General features: G+C 63.8%; 21 protein-coding genes and 1 tRNA gene. 7 read left to right on the top strand and 15 right to left on the bottom strand.

Annotated features, from left to right (window positions below; all coding sequences use genetic code 11):
• Positions 1-32: 32 nt before the first annotated feature.
• From IM25_RS06590 to IM25_RS06580, 3 genes are all read right to left on the bottom strand, one after another.
• A complete protein-coding gene (locus tag IM25_RS06590; protein WP_033098093.1) occupies positions 33-1,208 on the bottom strand; it encodes a Dyp-type peroxidase in 1,176 nt (391 codons plus the stop codon).
• Positions 1,201-1,707 carry a copper chaperone PCu(A)C gene (locus IM25_RS06585; protein ID WP_019290458.1) on the bottom strand — a complete coding sequence of 169 codons (507 nt, stop codon included), beginning with the start codon at positions 1,705-1,707 and terminating at the stop codon, positions 1,201-1,203. Before IM25_RS06585 ends, IM25_RS06590 begins: the two co-directional genes overlap by 8 nt.
• A gap of 77 nt (positions 1,708-1,784) precedes the next feature.
• Positions 1,785-2,285, bottom strand: a complete 501-nt coding sequence (locus IM25_RS06580; protein WP_019290459.1) for a hypothetical protein — start codon at positions 2,283-2,285, stop codon at positions 1,785-1,787.
• Between the two features lie 142 nt (positions 2,286-2,427).
• Between IM25_RS06580 and IM25_RS06575 the strand changes: the two genes are divergently transcribed.
• Genes IM25_RS06575 through IM25_RS06565 form a run of 3 tightly spaced genes read left to right on the top strand, consistent with a single transcriptional unit; the run spans position 2,428 to position 4,839 of the window.
• The gene (locus IM25_RS06575) at positions 2,428-3,558 is read left to right on the top strand and encodes an FtsX-like permease family protein (protein WP_033098092.1); all 1,131 of its coding nucleotides are present in this window, start codon (positions 2,428-2,430) and stop codon (positions 3,556-3,558) included.
• Positions 3,555-4,235 (top strand): ABC transporter ATP-binding protein, encoded by a 681-nt coding sequence (locus IM25_RS06570; RefSeq protein ID WP_006550926.1) that lies wholly within the window; start codon positions 3,555-3,557, stop codon positions 4,233-4,235. The genes IM25_RS06575 and IM25_RS06570 overlap by 4 nt, the downstream gene beginning before the upstream one ends.
• Before the next feature lie 31 nt (positions 4,236-4,266).
• Positions 4,267-4,839 carry a TetR/AcrR family transcriptional regulator gene (locus IM25_RS06565; RefSeq protein WP_024102552.1) on the top strand — a complete coding sequence of 191 codons (573 nt, stop codon included), beginning with the start codon at positions 4,267-4,269 and terminating at the stop codon, positions 4,837-4,839.
• Between the two features lie 357 nt (positions 4,840-5,196).
• Here IM25_RS06565 and IM25_RS26015 read toward each other — a convergent pair.
• Positions 5,197-5,268 (bottom strand) — tRNA-Ala (locus tag IM25_RS26015).
• Between the two features lie 218 nt (positions 5,269-5,486).
• Between IM25_RS26015 and IM25_RS26010 the strand changes: the two genes are divergently transcribed.
• The 3 genes from IM25_RS26010 (at position 5,487) to IM25_RS06560 (ending at position 6,741) form a co-directional block, all read left to right on the top strand.
• Positions 5,487-5,699, top strand: coding sequence for a hypothetical protein (locus IM25_RS26010; protein ID WP_157126941.1), 213 nt, complete (start codon positions 5,487-5,489; stop codon positions 5,697-5,699).
• A gap of 133 nt (positions 5,700-5,832) precedes the next feature.
• Positions 5,833-6,252, top strand: coding sequence for a helix-turn-helix domain-containing protein (locus tag IM25_RS25345; protein WP_198162540.1), 420 nt, complete (start codon positions 5,833-5,835; stop codon positions 6,250-6,252).
• 60 nt (positions 6,253-6,312) lie between these two features.
• The gene (locus tag IM25_RS06560) at positions 6,313-6,741 is read left to right on the top strand and encodes a hypothetical protein (protein WP_033098091.1); all 429 of its coding nucleotides are present in this window, start codon (positions 6,313-6,315) and stop codon (positions 6,739-6,741) included.
• Between the two features lie 288 nt (positions 6,742-7,029).
• Here the strand turns inward: IM25_RS06560 and IM25_RS26005 are convergent, their stop codons facing one another.
• The 4 genes from IM25_RS26005 to IM25_RS06540 all read right to left on the bottom strand — a co-directional run bounded on the left by IM25_RS26005 (position 7,030) and on the right by IM25_RS06540 (position 9,032).
• Positions 7,030-7,947, bottom strand: a complete 918-nt coding sequence (locus IM25_RS26005; protein WP_157126939.1) for a hypothetical protein — start codon at positions 7,945-7,947, stop codon at positions 7,030-7,032.
• A 124-nt stretch (positions 7,948-8,071) separates the two neighbouring features.
• Positions 8,072-8,425 carry a hypothetical protein gene (locus IM25_RS06550; protein ID WP_157126938.1) on the bottom strand — a complete coding sequence of 118 codons (354 nt, stop codon included), beginning with the start codon at positions 8,423-8,425 and terminating at the stop codon, positions 8,072-8,074.
• 53 nt (positions 8,426-8,478) lie between these two features.
• A complete protein-coding gene (locus tag IM25_RS06545) occupies positions 8,479-8,811 on the bottom strand; it encodes a hypothetical protein (RefSeq protein WP_157126937.1) in 333 nt (110 codons plus the stop codon).
• Positions 8,812-8,840: 29 nt separating this feature from the next.
• A complete protein-coding gene (locus IM25_RS06540; protein WP_157126936.1) occupies positions 8,841-9,032 on the bottom strand; it encodes a helix-turn-helix domain-containing protein in 192 nt (63 codons plus the stop codon).
• Between the two features lie 157 nt (positions 9,033-9,189).
• On the opposite strand from IM25_RS06540, the gene IM25_RS06535 reads away from it, so the two are divergent.
• The gene (locus IM25_RS06535; protein WP_157126935.1) at positions 9,190-9,714 is read left to right on the top strand and encodes a hypothetical protein; all 525 of its coding nucleotides are present in this window, start codon (positions 9,190-9,192) and stop codon (positions 9,712-9,714) included.
• 230 nt (positions 9,715-9,944) lie between these two features.
• Here IM25_RS06535 and IM25_RS06530 read toward each other — a convergent pair whose 3' ends face one another.
• The 7 genes from IM25_RS06530 to IM25_RS25330 all read right to left on the bottom strand — a co-directional run bounded on the left by IM25_RS06530 (position 9,945) and on the right by IM25_RS25330 (position 14,404).
• Complete coding sequence (locus IM25_RS06530; RefSeq protein WP_033098086.1) at positions 9,945-10,145, bottom strand: hypothetical protein; 201 nt, start codon at positions 10,143-10,145, stop codon at positions 9,945-9,947.
• Between the two features lie 41 nt (positions 10,146-10,186).
• Positions 10,187-11,695, bottom strand: a complete 1,509-nt coding sequence (locus tag IM25_RS06525; protein WP_065995882.1) for a hypothetical protein — start codon at positions 11,693-11,695, stop codon at positions 10,187-10,189.
• A 126-nt stretch (positions 11,696-11,821) separates the two neighbouring features.
• The gene (locus tag IM25_RS06520; protein ID WP_033098084.1) at positions 11,822-12,238 is read right to left on the bottom strand and encodes a hypothetical protein; all 417 of its coding nucleotides are present in this window, start codon (positions 12,236-12,238) and stop codon (positions 11,822-11,824) included.
• A 679-nt stretch (positions 12,239-12,917) separates the two neighbouring features.
• The gene (locus tag IM25_RS06510; protein ID WP_157126934.1) at positions 12,918-13,514 is read right to left on the bottom strand and encodes a hypothetical protein; all 597 of its coding nucleotides are present in this window, start codon (positions 13,512-13,514) and stop codon (positions 12,918-12,920) included.
• Complete coding sequence (locus IM25_RS27570; protein WP_442971916.1) at positions 13,480-13,863, bottom strand: helix-turn-helix domain-containing protein; 384 nt, start codon at positions 13,861-13,863, stop codon at positions 13,480-13,482. Before IM25_RS27570 ends, IM25_RS06510 begins: the two co-directional genes overlap by 35 nt.
• 56 nt (positions 13,864-13,919) lie before the next feature.
• Entirely contained in the window at positions 13,920-14,114 is a 195-nt protein-coding gene (locus tag IM25_RS06505) for a hypothetical protein (RefSeq protein ID WP_033098082.1), read from the bottom strand.
• Entirely contained in the window at positions 14,111-14,404 is a 294-nt protein-coding gene (locus tag IM25_RS25330; RefSeq protein ID WP_084294971.1) for a WhiB family transcriptional regulator, read from the bottom strand. The genes IM25_RS06505 and IM25_RS25330 overlap by 4 nt, the downstream gene beginning before the upstream one ends.
• Between the last annotated feature and the right edge of the window lie 339 nt (positions 14,405-14,743).

Below are 14,743 nucleotides of genomic sequence, written 5' to 3'. Positions count from 1 at the left end.
GACCTCGATTCCACATACGTCGCGGTCTTGTCTCAGTCACCCAGCAAGGTGTCGCCGGGATACCCCTTCGGACCGAATCCCGGAGGGACGAGAAAGACCGCCGACCCGATCGGCGTGATCCACGGATTCAGCGCGTCGTGCTCGGCGAGGCGCTGCTGCACCGGGACGAACTGACGGTCCACGTCCACCTGGTAGGTGGCGAACAGCAATCCGGCGCCGTCCTGGTCGTCGTAGTTGTAACCCCGTCGCAGGAACTGCTCGTCGCCGGTGCGGGGACGTGCCCGCGCGACGTGCGATTCCGGCGGGATCACCGGGATACCGAACCGGTCGGTGGCCTCGAAGTCGGCGTCGTCGTGTTCCTCCGAACCCGTCAGCGGAGCACCGTTCGACAGTCGCCGGCCGACGGCGAGTTCCCGAGCGGGACGGTCCAGCTCGTCCCAGGTGTCGAGTGCCATGCGGATCCGGCGTAACACGAGCGAGGTGCCACCGGCCATCCACGGCGGGTCACCCGGATTCCACACCTGCCGGTCGAAGTCCGGGCTGTGCGGCGCGGGATTGACGGTGCCGTCTACCTGCCCCATGAGGTTGCGCATGGTCGTCCCGTCGGGTCGCGTGCCGGCCGCACGCCGGAACCCTCGCTGGATCCAGCGGACCGTCGCCACCGATCGCACACTCCTGGTGAGTGTGCGGACCGCGTGCGAGACGGTCACCGGGTCGTCGGCGCAGACCTGCAACAGCAGGTCGCCGCTGGACCATCGTTCCTCGAGCCGGTCGATCGGGAAGGCCGGCAGCGGCTTCAGCCACGCGGGTCGTCGGTCGGTCAGGCCCGCGGCGTCGAAGACCGCGGGACCGTAGCCGACCGTGACCGTCAGCCGGGCCGGGTCGACGGCGAGTTCGGGTTCGGTGTCGCCCAGCGCCGGCGTCCCGGTGGTGAGTCGCCGCGAATCCTCGGCCCACACCCGCATGATCCCGACGAGCCCGTCACGATCGACACCCTCGGCGAGGTCCAGTGCCACGAACGACGCGAAGGACTGCGCGGGGGTGTCGATACCGGCCTGATGGGTGCCGTGGATCTCCACGGTCCGCGCGCCGATCGGTTCGGAGATGCGGGACGCGACCGCCGTCCCACCTCCGACCGCGCCGAGTCCTGCTGCACCCAGCGCGGCGACACCGCCCCCGAGCAGGGTGCGTCGAGTGAACCTAGCCATCGTGGGTTGCCCCGTCGTGGGACGGCACGTACTCCTCCTGTGCCCCGGCGAAGTCGCGGACCTGGGCCGTGAACTCCTCGGTCGATCCGTCCGCGAACTCGAGTGTGAAGGTCACCGTGTTCCCGGGTCGCAGAGGCTCCACGAGGTCCATGAGCATGAGGTGGTCGCCGCCGGGCGCGAGGCTGTGCACGGTGTCCGCGGGGATGACGAGCCCGTCCCCCATCTCCTGCATCACCATCGAGGCGCCGCCGGACGACACCATCTCGTGCAGTTCCGTGGTGGCGGATGCAGGACTGGACGCGCCGACGATGTGCACGTCACTGCTGCCGGTGTTCTCGATCTCGGCGAAGGCACCGGTCATCCCGGTGTCGGATGCCTTGACCCAGGCTTCGGACACGACGACGGCCTCGGCCGAGTCGGTGGTGCCGGTGTCGGAACCGCAGGCGGCGGCGAGCAGGGCCGTTGCGGCGATCGCAGTGCCGAACATGGTCTTCTTCATGATTCTCCGTAAGTGTCGGTGCCTCTGCGGGCACACGGAACGAGCGGTCGCCGGCGGCGGCGATCGAGAAGGTTGACCTAGCGGAGAACAACGGGAGGTGCGCGGCTGCCGGTTCCGCCGACGAGTAGTACGCCGGGACCGATATCGGGGCGGTGGATCGTCGGGACAGGTTCGGCGACGGCCACGGGCAGCGTGCGGTACGTCTCGGGAACGATCCGGCGCAGCGCTGCGAGTGCTGCTTCGCAGCCCTTCTCGGCACCCCGTACCAATACTGCGGCGAGGAGGACGGCAACCGCGTGGGCGGACATCATTCCGGATCCCGGTGTGTGCAGGTGACCGTCGTGGAGTCCCAGCACGAGGTGGCCGGCGACCTGCCCGAGGACGAGGACGAGCGGCACCGGAAGCCTGGTTTCGCCGGTGAGGACTCCGACAGCGAAGGCAAGCCCGAGGAGGAACACCAGGGCGTCCTGGTGGGGAATCGCTCCGCCGGCGAAGGCGTGCGCGGCGATGCTCAGTGCGGCCGAGATTCCGCTCACGAAGACCGCGCGCATGCGCATCACGGTGTTCACCTCGGCCATGAAGTCAGAATACTTCCCTCACCTGCGATTACTACCCCATGTAGTAACTATCACCGAATATAACGACAGAGCGTCGGTAAGATATCGACGTGCCGTCGAGAAGATTGGGCACATACCCGGTCCAGCCCACGAAGGACTCCACATGTTTCTTGCCATGCGCGAACTATGGTTCGCGCGCACCCGCTTCCTGTTGATGGGCGCCGTCGTCGCGCTCATCTCGATCCTCATGGTGATCCTGTCCGGTCTGTCGTCCGGTCTCGTCGTCGACGGCGTCTCCGCACTGCAGCGCACACCGGTGCAGGCATTCGCCTTCGCCGAAGGAACCAAGGCCGACTCCGCATTCTCCCGATCCGTGGTCACGGAAGACCAGGCCGACACCTGGCGTGCCCGCCCGGACGTCGCTCGCGCCGAACTGTTCGGCAACACCATCGTCAACGCGAAAACCGAGAGCGGGGTCCCCGTGGACCTCACACTCTTCGGCATCCGGCCGGGCTCGTTCCTCGAACCCTCGGTCTCCGAGGGGGCACCGCTCGGTGGTGACACCGATGTCGTCCTCAGCGACAGCGCCCGCGCCACCGGCGTCGAACTCGGCGACACGATCGTCGTCGATCGTCTCGGTACCCGGTTGGACGTCGTCGGGTTCACCTCCGACAAGCGCACCTTCGGTCACGTCGACGTCGCCTACCTTCCCCTGAGCACCTGGCAGGAGATCCACGCCGGTGTCCGGCTCGGTGAACAGGTCCCTCCGAGCGCGTACACCGAAGCCAGTGTGGTCGCGATCGAGGGTGTGGACGGAGCACTGCCCGATCTCACCGCGGGTGACGCAGCAGCCGGTACGACAGCGAAGACCCTGGAGGAATCGTTCGATTCCTCCCCCGGCTACAGCGCCGAGATGATGACGATGTCGATGATCACCGCCTTCCTCTACGCGATCTCAGCCCTCGTCGTAGGAGCGTTCTTCACGATCTGGACCGTGCAGCGCAGCCGTGAGATCGCCGTCCTCCGCGCCATGGGCGCCTCCACCGGATTCCTCCTGCGCGACGCCCTCCTGCAGGCCGTGATCGTGCTCGTCGGCTCAGTCGCCTTCGGTGTGCTCGTCGGTCTCGGACTCGGGTCGGGCCTCGAGGGCAGCGGCATGCCTTTCGTCCTCGAATCCGGCCCCGTCGCTCGAGGTGCCGTTCTGCTCGTCGTCCTCGGCCTGCTCGGCGCCGCCCTCGCCGTGGTCCGCATCGTCCGTGTCGATCCGCTCGCTGCCCTGGGAGAGAACAGATGACCGTCACCACCTCCACCGGCCTCGCACTGTCCGACGTCTGCCTGTCCTTCGGCGACGGCGACAGCACGGTCCACGCCCTCGATCACGTCGACCTGGGCGTCGAGCCGGGTGAACTGGTCGCCGTCGTCGGGCCGTCCGGTGCCGGCAAATCGAGTCTGCTGGCGGTCGCCGGTGGCCTCGGCCGACCCACTTCCGGCACCGTGAGTGTCGACGGTATCGAGGTGACCGCACTCGACCCGCGGGCGACCGCGAAGCTGCGCCGAGAGCGGGTCGGGTTCGTATTCCAGTCCGGCAATCTCCTCCCCGCCCTGACCGCACGCGATCAACTGCTCCTCGTCGAGAAGATCGCCGGACGCCCCGGACGGAACCCTGACGAGCTGCTCGCCTCGGTGGGTATGGAGCACCGCGCCCAGCGGCGACCCGGGCAGCTCTCGGGCGGTGAGCGTCAACGTGTCGGCATCGCGCGGGCCCTGATGGCCGAACCGTCGTTGTTGCTCGTCGACGAACCCACCGCCGCCCTCGATCGGAAACGCAGCCACGAGGTCGTCGAACTGCTGGCACGGGAAACCCACACCAGTGGAGTGGCTACGATCATGGTCACCCACGACCACGAAATCCTGCGGCACTGCGACCGCGTGCTCGAAATGGTCGACGGAAGACTTCGACCACACGACTGAACGGTCGACAGCCGAACGAGGAGGGCCGGCGGTGCCGAAGATTTCCGCAGCGACGGTCGCGGAGCACCGCGCAGCGCAGCGCCGTGCCCTCCTCGACGCGGCGCTCGAACTCCTCGCCGAGAAACCGGAACAGGCACCCTCGCTCGGCGACGTGGCGCGTCGTGCGGGTCTGGCCCGGTCGAGCGTCTACAACTACTTCGATTCGCGCGACGACCTGCTGCACGCGGTCGTCGTCGACATGTTCCCGCGCTGGAACACGCGCGTGATCGAGGCGATGGAGAAGGTGTCCGATCCGACGGAGCGGGTGCTGACGTACATCGACGTCAATCTGCAGCTGGTCGCCGAGGGAGAGCACGCGATCGTCGGTGCTCTCGCCGCTTTCACGCCTCAGGCGTTCAGTGACGAGAGCATGCACGCCATGCATCAGGACCTCGTCCTCCCCCTCGTCGAGTCGCTGCGGGTCCTCGGAGTCGCGGATCCCGAACTCGATGCCGAGCTCGTCACCGCGCTCGTGCACAAGGGAACGGAATTGATCGAATCCGGCCGCAAGCTCGACGAGGTGCGCTCCTCGATCCGCAGGGTTCTCACCACCGCGCTCTCCTGATGTTTCACGTGAAACGGACCGTCGATCCGGGACCGTTCACGATCACCTCGGGGTGACAAGCTCCCGGAGCGGGTCACCACCGTCGACGAACAGGCGCGCATCCGGCCGTGTCGCCGCCGCGATCCGCTCCAGAGCGACCCTGCCGGCTTCGGGTGCCGACCGTCGAGTGCACCGACCCTGATCCAGTACACGTAGGTGCGGCTCCAGCGGCAGCGCCGCGACGATCTCGGCGAGTCGCGGAGAGAGGCGAGGCGTCACCCTTCGAGTGTGGAATGTGGGCAGACGGGCCGAGGCAGCAACAGAGAAAGGGCGCTTCCGAAAGATCGGAAGCGCCCTTTACCTGCATTCATGTGATTGTGGAGCCTAGGAGATTCGAACTCCTGACATCTGCCTTGCAAAGGCGAAACACCGTGCAGGTCAGACGGTCAAAAATCTTTTGACCTGCCGAAATGCCCTTTCGGAGCTCACTTCACATCACCCGGTTTTACGACCTAGTGTGTCCAAAATGTGTCCACACTTGAAACAATTCAAGCCAGGAAACGCTCCTCAGAGGCGAACACAGGGAGCACTGAAACGCTATCTACCGATAGAGCCGGAGGAAGGCCAGGTCATGTCTATGATCGCCTCACCCTACGGAAGGAACGATCTTGTCTACGGACTGGGAAGCCGTCGCATTCGCTGGCTACATGAATTGGGTCAACGCCAATCTTCCAGCGCCTGAAGTGGTCGGCGAAGAACTCTGGCGCGTCTACGCTCTCTACAGGAAAGCCGCGCACAATCCGCTCTCAACGGACGACCCAGCTCCTCATCTCAAACGGATGATTGAACTGGCAAAGAAGGGCATCACGTTCCAGTCCTGAGAACAGGTCTGCCGACCCGCCCTGGAATCCCCAGACCCGTAGCCGAGGCGAGCACGTATACCGAAGGCTGTTGGCTGGGGTGGGGCGGGGGGCAGTAGCGTGGCGCTGCATGAATCCTCCGAGTTCTCCATGGATGACGACGAAGGAAGCCGCCGAGTACGCGCGCGTCAACCCGCACACCATCTATGACGCACTCCGGGCCGGTGAGCTCGAGGGCCACCAGATCAACGGAAAAGCATCCAACCCGTGGCTGACCACCGCCGAATCAATCGACGCGTGGATCCGGGGGGAGAAGCCCGGCGTCAGAAGATCACCGGAGAGCCATAGGCCCCCGCAAGAGATTCTTGCGCCCGTTCGATCGGAAAGTGGGGAATCCGATTTGGGCCCCAAGCTCCTCTTGAACGCCACCGAAGCCGCCGAACTCCTCGGGGTTTCCGACACCACCATCCGTGAACTGTGGGGCGCAGGCCACCTCCGATTCGTGCGGATCGGTAAAGGCCGCAAGGTGACCCGCGCCGAGTTGGAGCGGTTCATCGCCGACCACGAAGGATGATCACATGTACTAGGCACCGACTCCTGTAACGAAGACCAGACCTAACGGGATGTTTCCGACATGAGCATCCGCGCAGCCCTCACCTTGCCGGCCTTTGCCCTCCTACTTGTTGCATGCAGCGACGCTAGCGAACCGGCCAGCCCGGAGCCCTTGTCGGGGATGCAGGAGTACACGAGCGCCGAAGAGATCTCTACGGACCTCGCAGATCGCGGGCATGAATGCCGATACGAGAAGAGGCAGGGCTCGAAGTTCGCCACCAGCTCTGGAAGCTGTTGGGTGGGCGATCACGAGCTCGTACTGTCCGTGTATACGACGCAGGACCTTGCGGAAGAAGCTCTGTCGGTGAATGAGCTCTTCGAAGACGCAGGGATCGACTACGGAATCATTGTCGGGAACCGCTGGACCGTGAACTGTGGGTCCCGGGACGAATGCTTGCCACTGCAGGACGTCCTCGGCGGTCGACTCGAAGCTCCGCTCAACATCGGCTGAGGTTGGAACCCAGGCAGAGGCAGCCCGGGTGATCACTTTGATCTACCGGCTAGGCAGAGGAGCGCTCCCACCCCCTTAACGAGGTGGGAGCGAATACGCGACTAGTAGAGCTACTTCGCGTCCTCTGCGCGTGCACTCTGCTCAGCAGTGTCTGGAGCGACGAACCCGAACGGTTGGCGTCGCGTCTGCTGGAAGTACTTCACGGGGTCGGACTTCAGGAGTCTAAGCGCTTCGGCGTCGACTACATCCCACTCAACAGCCTTGTTGCTCGACATGTTTACCTCCCCACTAGTTCCATTCCCACAGGGCGTCGGGATCGCTGGGGCTTGACGCTACCTTACCTTCATTGACGCTGGGTGACCCGTGTTCGTCGTCATCTTCACACTGGTATGTGATCGCCAACAGGCCTGCTAGGACTGCCATACGGGGTGCGTCAACCTCTTTCTCAAGTTCACCAGTGTTGAGGCAGTCGACCGTCAACGCTCCATATATCCGGTCCTGGCCGAGTGACACGGGATGAGTCATGTAGGTCCTGTACGGGAGATCCTCATCGTCCGCATCAGGCTCAAATCGAGCCCGGTTGGCCAGCGTCGCGGTCATCGTCGTGTCGCCCAGCTTGAACGTACGCCGCGACTTTTCCCCGCGACCAGCGAATCCCCCTTCCTCAAGTTCCATAGTCCATTCGTCACCAATTTGGTGAAGACGGAACAGATTAGCCCTAGTGCCAAGTTGTGCACTCTGCCCCACAATGTTTACTGCACAGTTCAAAATCGACGTTCTCGCCGCGGTATTGAGACGGGATCGCTTCCGCGGTTCTGGTTCAGCGACAGCCTCTGCCACCCACCAGATCGCCGCCGTCAGTTGGTCACGTAGAAGCCAAATTGTTTGATTCCGGTACGTAGCTTCCGCCTCTGCAAGCAAGAGATCGCTTAATCTCTTCTCTCGCTTGACCGCGTCCTCCTGGGCTTTTATTTCTCGCTTATCCGCCGAATCATGGGCTCGTGCCACGCCAGTAGCAAAGAAAAGGGTGAGAACAAGAAGTACTGCTACGGGGATGCTCCACCAGTTGATCGTTACACCGATTATTACCCCGAGTCCGCTGGCAACGGCGAAACACGTATTAGGAATCCATCGCGGCTGGCCTTCTAAGAACTTCTGCCAGACGCCACCCTCCCCCTTGGCTGAACCGGTCAATTGCTCTGTCATCGACGCCCCACCTCTCCCAAGCCCCAGTCGGTCGACAATACAGGCGAGGGTGAGTCGACCGATTCCAGAGGTGAGAGAGGTCTCGGCACCAAGGCAGCAGCACATCCACAGCGAGAAAAGCCACTCAGAACGGCGCCGGGTCACCCACACGGGCAGTTCCAGCTGCAGAATTCATGGGCCACATCGACCGGAACACGAGCTGTTTGCGTTCGCGTCGCCACTGCATGACAGGGAAGCCTGACTCTGCCATCTTCATCTGATCGGGCATCGGATGCCCTCCGTTGAACGCCGCGTTGATCCATCCCTGTTCCACGACGTACTTGTCAGCAGCGCGCATCAGTCGCTTCCAGCGCCCCAGGCGGCACACGGCTTCCTCGACCTCAGTGGGGACTGCGGTGAACAGTTCTCGCAGCAACGCCAGATCACGACGATCGTCCTGCCACACCGGGGCGTCGGGATCCAGTAGCTCGGCGGGCAATGCGGAAGAGGCCGCCTGGGGCACATACGCGTGCGGCTGCTCGTGGCATGGCGTTATCCCCTCTTGAGGTACGTCTGGGCTGCGAGTCCTCGTTCGACGCGGTCGTGGCGGAATGCTTCGTTGAGGTCGTAGCCGTGGAACTCGCTCTTGTATTGCATCGGTGGGTTGTCGACGAGTTGCTGCATGCGGTTGTTGGTGGACTTGAGGCGACTGACCATGGCGTCGAGTCGCGGGGTTGCGTCCCTTTCCGCTCGCAGTGCTGCAAGCTCCTGGAGGTCTCGCCGGTGTTGTCGGCGTTGTTCTCCGGCCTGGACCCATTCCTCTTCGCCGGAGAGGTTCAGTGCTGCGACGCCGTGCGGGAGCGGACCGCCCATGTCGCGGAGCACGGCCGGCACTCTCAGGGGTCTTGGCACGGCTACCGCGTGTACTCAGCCTCGAACCGCTCGACCTCGGAGATGGCGATGCGAATTGCCTGACCGATGTGCAGGGCGGCGAGGTTCCCCGCATTGATCTGCCGGTAGATGATTGATCGGTGGCAACTCCAGCGAACGGCCAGGTCCTTGACCGAAAGATATTTGCCGACTTCAGTGGCATCGCGATCGCCCATCACACCTGCTCTCAAACCCTTACCCAACAACTGGAGCCCTCTCCTCGACGTTGTTCCGGGCGATTGATATGAAAAACGAGATCACTACGGACATGTCACGTTGAAGGCTATGTAGGAAATCGGTAACGCGGACCAGACCGATTGGGATGATCCGGGCGTGAAACTTCGTTCTGCACTCATCGCCATCCCGGCAACCCTTGTCCTCGCCGCCTGTGGCAGTTCCACCGACTCCGACGGCACTACGAAAGAGACGGTCGCCCCTGCAACCACCACAGCGGCCGCCACCGTTTCATGCCCCGAGTTCAAATCCATCGGTGATAATCCGGCAGTTATCGAGACCGTGCGCGCGATGCCGGAGCTCACCGAGCACACTCCAGTGTCAGTGCGACAATCGACAGACTCGGATCACCCCGGCGAGTGGGCCCTGGCCGTGACCCTGTGCGACCCGTCGATCGAGAATGCGGATGATCTGCGACCGATCGCCACGAAGTTCGCGAAGGCGGTGAAAGCTCAGGCGTGGACTGAGGAAGTATTCGCGGTCTACGTGAGCAACTTGTGGCTGGTTGACGGCGAGTCCACACCGGAGTCGCGCGTGAAGGACGGTGACTTCCAGATGCATCTCTGGAACGGCAAGCCGTCGGAGAAAGCTGAGAACGAGCGATGGGAAGTCATCTCGGGTTGACATTCGATAGTATGTTCGAGCGCGGGCGGTGGGGACCGAGGCCCCGGGAAGCACCGTCCGCGTCTCTCATCTCGGTGTGTTCGGACATCACTCTGAATCGCAGCAGGTTGCGAGCCTCGTCAACCATTGTGTGAGGTTGGACGCGGACGGCACGCGATCAGTTTGGGAAACGCCCCCCACTCTCATCGGGGAGCGGGGGGCGTTTCTTGTTGACCAAAAGCTACGTGGGGTCAGTCCTCGTCACTTCCTAGAGCCGTATTAACGAACACGATGCCGGCCCCACTCTCCAGCTTCGTGTTGACGATCTGATCGATCATCTTCTTCCAATGAATCCGAACGCGTTCAGGGTCTTCACTCTTCTCGATCCGGAGGAGAATGTCGCGCTGTGCAGCGCGAAGTGCTCCGGCGGTGTCGATCTCAAGGTTGCTCATGCCATCTACCTCTCTGCCGATTCGGATGCATTACGAGCGGGTCAGGCCAGTGCGGCGCCTCCGGACAGCGTCCAGTCCGCCGCCGCGCCGTCGGTGAAGTCCTCGTCCACGTAGACGACGCTTCCGTCGAGTGAAGTGATCCGCAACGACTCGACGTCACCTGCGAAACCGCCTACCTCGATCGGAGCGGTGCCCGCGAAGATCGTCGTCGCAGCTCCCGTGACCGGGGTGCCGAGTTGCGTCCAGTTCGTGCCGTCCGTCGAGGTGTAGAACGTCACCGAGCGGACAGCTGCGTCGACGTCGAACCGCAGGCCTAGACGATCGCCGGCCGTGTAGATCGGAGGAACCGTGGCGTCGAGCGTGACGACCGGCGTGGCGGTGCCCGACTGGAACAGCTGCAAACGCGGACGCATATTCGACAAGGTCAACAATGCCCACGACCGCTGATCTCCGGCAATGGTGGACCGTCGCACAATCGACCCAAGAGAGACCAACGAATCGAAGTGACCGACCACCTGGACGGACAAGTTCTGCGCGTTCCGTAGTTCAGTGCTTGCCGCCTTCGATGCGAACGCGCTCGACGTCGGCAGATCCAGCACCGTGTCAGTCGGCGGGGTCGGTGTGCGCGACGGTGGGATGACAACCGATGCCGGATCAACCCAGCCCTTATCGACGATGAGCTGCGCGACCTTGCGGGCGATGACCCAATGCCCGTTCGCGTTGGGATGCACAGTGTCGGCGCGCAGCGAGGTCGGCACGGTGTCGTTCGCGATATCGGTGGTGTCCTGCGCGGTGGGGGGGATTCCGGCATCGGTCAGGCCGTGGTCGATGAGGTAGCGGCGCATGTCGAAATAGTTCGCGCCGAACTCGGTGGCGAGCTGGGCGTTGCGCTGCGTCCCCGCCGTGTGTCCAGCCGAGCCGCTCACGTCTGCGCCGCCGGTGAGGATCGAGAACACCAGGAACCGTTTCGGTTCGGTGAGGTAGGCCCGCATCGACCGGGTGTCCCGCAACACGGTCGAGTTGTCGTTGCGGCCACCCCAGAATGTCTGGATGTCTCCCCGGTGTGCCTTGGACTCGTCGACCCGGAAGACCGATCCCGGCGGGCAGGGGATCGCCACGGTGCCGCCGGTGGTGCGGGTGAACGTCCACGCCCCGGTGCTCTGGTCGTGCAGTAGAGTGCCGGGCACGCCGCACAGGCGACCGACGAACCGGCCCCGATCGGCGTTGCCGGGGGCGTTGGTGATCCATCCGGTCGACGGGGAGATCGCGGTGACGGTGACCGGATCGGTGGTTGCGGGGATGCTGTCCCCGGTGACCGTGAGTGCGGGGGCGAGTCCACCCTGACGGGTGGCAATGTCGGCGGGAGCCTCGCCGGGCACGGACGGGTTGTAGGCGGGGATGCCGAGCCAGTCGGAGACCAGTTCGTGCCACTTGATGCCGCCACCCTGGCCGGCTGCGGTGATCGAGTCACCGAATGTTGACAGTGCGGCGATGGCCGTGCCGCCGCCTGTGCTCGGGGTCGTCCAGGCGTAACCGTCGGCGGTCTTCACGGGGACCTGTCCTGTGGTGCCGCCTGTGGGGAGCGCGCGAGCGACCGGGGCATAAGCGGCGTTAGCCTTCGCTTCGGTTACGAGGCGCTTCGACGCCGGCTGCGTTGGTGTCGGCTGGGTCATGGATCAGACTCCCGTCACGTAGGGGACGCCGTCGGCGTCGAGTGCAATAGATCCGCCACCGGTGGCGGTTGTGTCGAAGTAGGGCACGCCGTCGGCGTCGAGGAAGATCCCCCCGCCACCCGTGCCGCCGCCTTGTTCGGCGCGGTCGGCCGCGGCCTCGGCGCGCTGCACGTACTCGAACACCTTCGACACCACAGGCGGGTCGTAGTCGACCTGCTGCTCGATCAGATCCCACAGATCTACCGCGGATCCCTCCGGGACAACAACATCCCACTTTCGCAACCGTCCACCCGTACTCAGCGTGAGGCTTGCAGGACCCGGCTCGATCGTCGGAGAATTGGTGATCGCACCGTTGATGATGTGGATATCGAACTGTCGTTCATCCACCAACCCGGTGCCGTTCGACTTCTGCCTCACCATCGGGGCACGAACTTGCAATCTTCCCGCGGCCGGACGACCGCCAACATCTGTAATCGAACCCGTCAAGACAGGCATACAAACTCCTTTCACATGCTGTAAGAAATCCCCAGACCCGTACGGAGCTTGAGCGCGTAAGCCTTCGGTGCCGTCTCTGGTGGGGGGAGGGGGCCTTGCCCCGGGGCTGGCTAGAGCAATCCGGGGTGCGGTTCGGGTGGATGCCGGTCGTTGCGTCGACGGGTGCGGCCCTGCCCGATGTCGTTTCCTCGGCGGGAGTTGCATCCGAGGTGTGCGGGCTGGAGTGGCCCGTGGTTGTGCCCGCCTCGGCTCACAGGCTCAAGATGATCTGCGCTGCCACTCAGCGGATCCGGCCATTTGAGAGTGCGGTCGATGGGCTCTCCGCACAGGTGGCAGATGGGACTGCCTCTGAGGACACGGGCACGGTTGCGCTGGTATCGGCTGTCATTGGTGCGGCTCATTCGATCCTCTTCGGGGTGAATGCATGGTGCAGGGGGTAACGGGGGGAGATGGGCCGAATGCCACAGGCCTGCCCTACCGCGGCGGGAGGGGAGTCGAAAGCGTGGTGGAAAAAACGACGGAGGGGGCGCTCGCCTCTGCCGGAGGTGGCGCCGTGGTTGAGGCTGGTCGAACCCCCCTGGGGTGCCGGCACGTTACGCCGTCGTCAGATACCCCATTCGTCGGCGAGCTCGGAAGGCTTGATGAGCCAGGTGGTGACCGTCGTGCGCAGTGGCCGATTGGAATTGGTGGACGCTTTGCTGAGCTCCAGTAATTCCCGCAGGTCGTCCTCAGTCGTGGGGTGCTCGTCGACGTAGGCGTTGATCACGTCGAGCCAGTGCTGCGGTCTGCCGTTGAACGGGTTCAGCTCGGCGCCGGCCTCGAATGCGCGGCGGAGGATGGCGCGCTGCAGCATGCGGTCCTGGAAGGTGATGGCGCTCTGCATCATCGCGAGGGCTTCTTCTTCGCTGGTCAGGGATGCTGCTCGATCGTTCGCGTCCCGCTGCGCAATGACGTCCTGGGCTGAGGTTCCGACTGTGCCGAACAGTCGTCGCTGCAACGTGGTGATGCGGTTCGCCTCGTCCTGCTCTGTTTGCGTCTTGAGCTTGTCCATCTTGGATTTTGAGCTGATGTACAGGTCTCGGATGCGCGACTTCTTACCTTCGTCGCTGAGCATGCGGTCGGATCGGATCTCTTCGAGCGCACGGGCGAAGCTCGCCTGGATCTTCTCAGCTTGCACGCGCAGATCTTCCATGGTTGCCATGTGTGTCTCCTCTGGCTTGGTAGTGGGCGAGGTCTTCTCTGTTGATGAACCAGCGTCCTTCGATGTTTTCGGCGGGGATCGCTCCGCGGTCGATCGCTTTCCGCACGGCACGGTCTGTGATCCCTAAGCGGCTGGCGACCTGGGCGGTGCTCAACCACTGGGGACAGGGTGCCGGTGGTTCCGCGGGTTCCGCTGGTGCAGTTCCGTCTACGGAATTTCGCCAGACCAAAGCGCCGAGGTGCAGTGCTCCTAGGACGGCGTCTACTTCAGGGTCGAGGCCGCGGTTGTTGATGCGAAGTGTGTTGAGGCCGGCTCGTCGTTCCAGCCAGGCGGCGACTCGCCCGGGCACGATCACCACGTGGCCGTCGCCGTGTAGGTAGTGCTCGATGGGGCGTGGCGAGGGGGTCACATCAGTCTCCTGTGGTCTCTCATGTGTTCGCCTGTTGTGGTGAGTTTTTCGGTGGCGTCAACGAGAAGGTCTGCCATTTGGATTGCTTCGGATGCGGTCAGTACGTAGTGGTCGTGCCCGATCTCGAGCAGGACACGGTCGGTTCCGGCGTAGATACGGGGTCGCATACCGGAGATGCCGGCGCGCTTCATCCCGCGGTCCTTCCGGGATGACCGGGTAGGCCGTGGACCTTGCCGCCCCACATTCCGAGGGGGTGCTCCTGCTCTCCTGCTGCGGTTCGGCATGGCCCTTGGACGGGGCATCGGGTGCATTGTCCGCGTGCCCACGAGAGGCGTTCGGAGCGTTCCTCGGCGGTCTCGTTGTCGAGTTCGGCATCGAACAACGGTGACTTGCCAGCACATCGAGCACCGGCGAGACGTTCGTCGATGAGGCTTGCGATGGGATCAAGGATCTGTGGAAGCCGTGAGGCCCTGCGGGTCATGGCACATTCCGAAGCTGATGTGCGATCGCTGCACGTGTGCTGCCGATGCGTCGGATGTGGTCAAAGTTGTCATGCCAGGAATGGGGGCAGTCCGGCCACCAATCGGAGTGAAGATTCCGACGGTTGAGGCAACGACTGCACATCACCCGTCCGTGGTCGGTGACGTTGTGGCCGGCGTTCTTCCCGATCGTCCGATGGCACGCCTGGCACTCGAATTCGGTCATGATCACCTCGATTCGAAGCTTGCTACGGTAGCGCTACGCGGTAGCGGAGTAGCGTCCTCGGCGCTGCTACTCGCTACTCCGCCCCGAGTAGCGCTCTTTTCAGATGTTTGTGCTG

It is taken from the genome of Rhodococcus sp. p52 (assembly GCF_000763325.2).
Taxonomy (GTDB): domain Bacteria; phylum Actinomycetota; class Actinomycetes; order Mycobacteriales; family Mycobacteriaceae; genus Rhodococcus; species Rhodococcus pyridinivorans.
The sequence above is the reverse complement of the archived record's forward strand: the minus strand, read 5'-3'. Positions and strand labels throughout refer to the sequence as shown.

What these genes read in the sequence shown, in the direction of transcription:
- IM25_RS06540 (WP_157126936.1), bottom strand. Translation starts at nt 9,032, where the DNA reads ATGGGCGATCGCGATGCCACTGAAGTCGGCAAATATCTTTCGGTCAAG.
- IM25_RS06520 (WP_033098084.1), bottom strand. Translation starts at nt 12,238, where the DNA reads ATGGTGAGGCAGAAGTCGAACGGCACCGGGTTGGTGGATGAACGACAG.
- IM25_RS06510 (WP_157126934.1), bottom strand. Translation starts at nt 13,514, where the DNA reads ATGGCAACCATGGAAGATCTGCGCGTGCAAGCTGAGAAGATCCAGGCG.
- IM25_RS06585 (WP_019290458.1), bottom strand. Translation starts at nt 1,707, where the DNA reads ATGAAGAAGACCATGTTCGGCACTGCGATCGCCGCAACGGCCCTGCTC.
- IM25_RS06580 (WP_019290459.1), bottom strand. Translation starts at nt 2,285, where the DNA reads ATGGCCGAGGTGAACACCGTGATGCGCATGCGCGCGGTCTTCGTGAGC.
- IM25_RS26005 (WP_157126939.1), bottom strand. Translation starts at nt 7,947, where the DNA reads ATGACAGAGCAATTGACCGGTTCAGCCAAGGGGGAGGGTGGCGTCTGG.
- IM25_RS06530 (WP_033098086.1), bottom strand. Translation starts at nt 10,145, where the DNA reads ATGAGCAACCTTGAGATCGACACCGCCGGAGCACTTCGCGCTGCACAG.
- IM25_RS25330 (WP_084294971.1), bottom strand. Translation starts at nt 14,404, where the DNA reads ATGACCCGCAGGGCCTCACGGCTTCCACAGATCCTTGATCCCATCGCA.
- IM25_RS06575 (WP_033098092.1), top strand. Translation starts at nt 2,428, where the DNA reads ATGTTTCTTGCCATGCGCGAACTATGGTTCGCGCGCACCCGCTTCCTG.
- IM25_RS06590 (WP_033098093.1), bottom strand. Translation starts at nt 1,208, where the DNA reads ATGGCTAGGTTCACTCGACGCACCCTGCTCGGGGGCGGTGTCGCCGCG.
- IM25_RS25345 (WP_198162540.1), top strand. Translation starts at nt 5,833, where the DNA reads ATGACGACGAAGGAAGCCGCCGAGTACGCGCGCGTCAACCCGCACACC.
- IM25_RS06505 (WP_033098082.1), bottom strand. Translation starts at nt 14,114, where the DNA reads ATGAAGCGCGCCGGCATCTCCGGTATGCGACCCCGTATCTACGCCGGA.
- IM25_RS06560 (WP_033098091.1), top strand. Translation starts at nt 6,313, where the DNA reads ATGAGCATCCGCGCAGCCCTCACCTTGCCGGCCTTTGCCCTCCTACTT.
- IM25_RS06570 (WP_006550926.1), top strand. Translation starts at nt 3,555, where the DNA reads ATGACCGTCACCACCTCCACCGGCCTCGCACTGTCCGACGTCTGCCTG.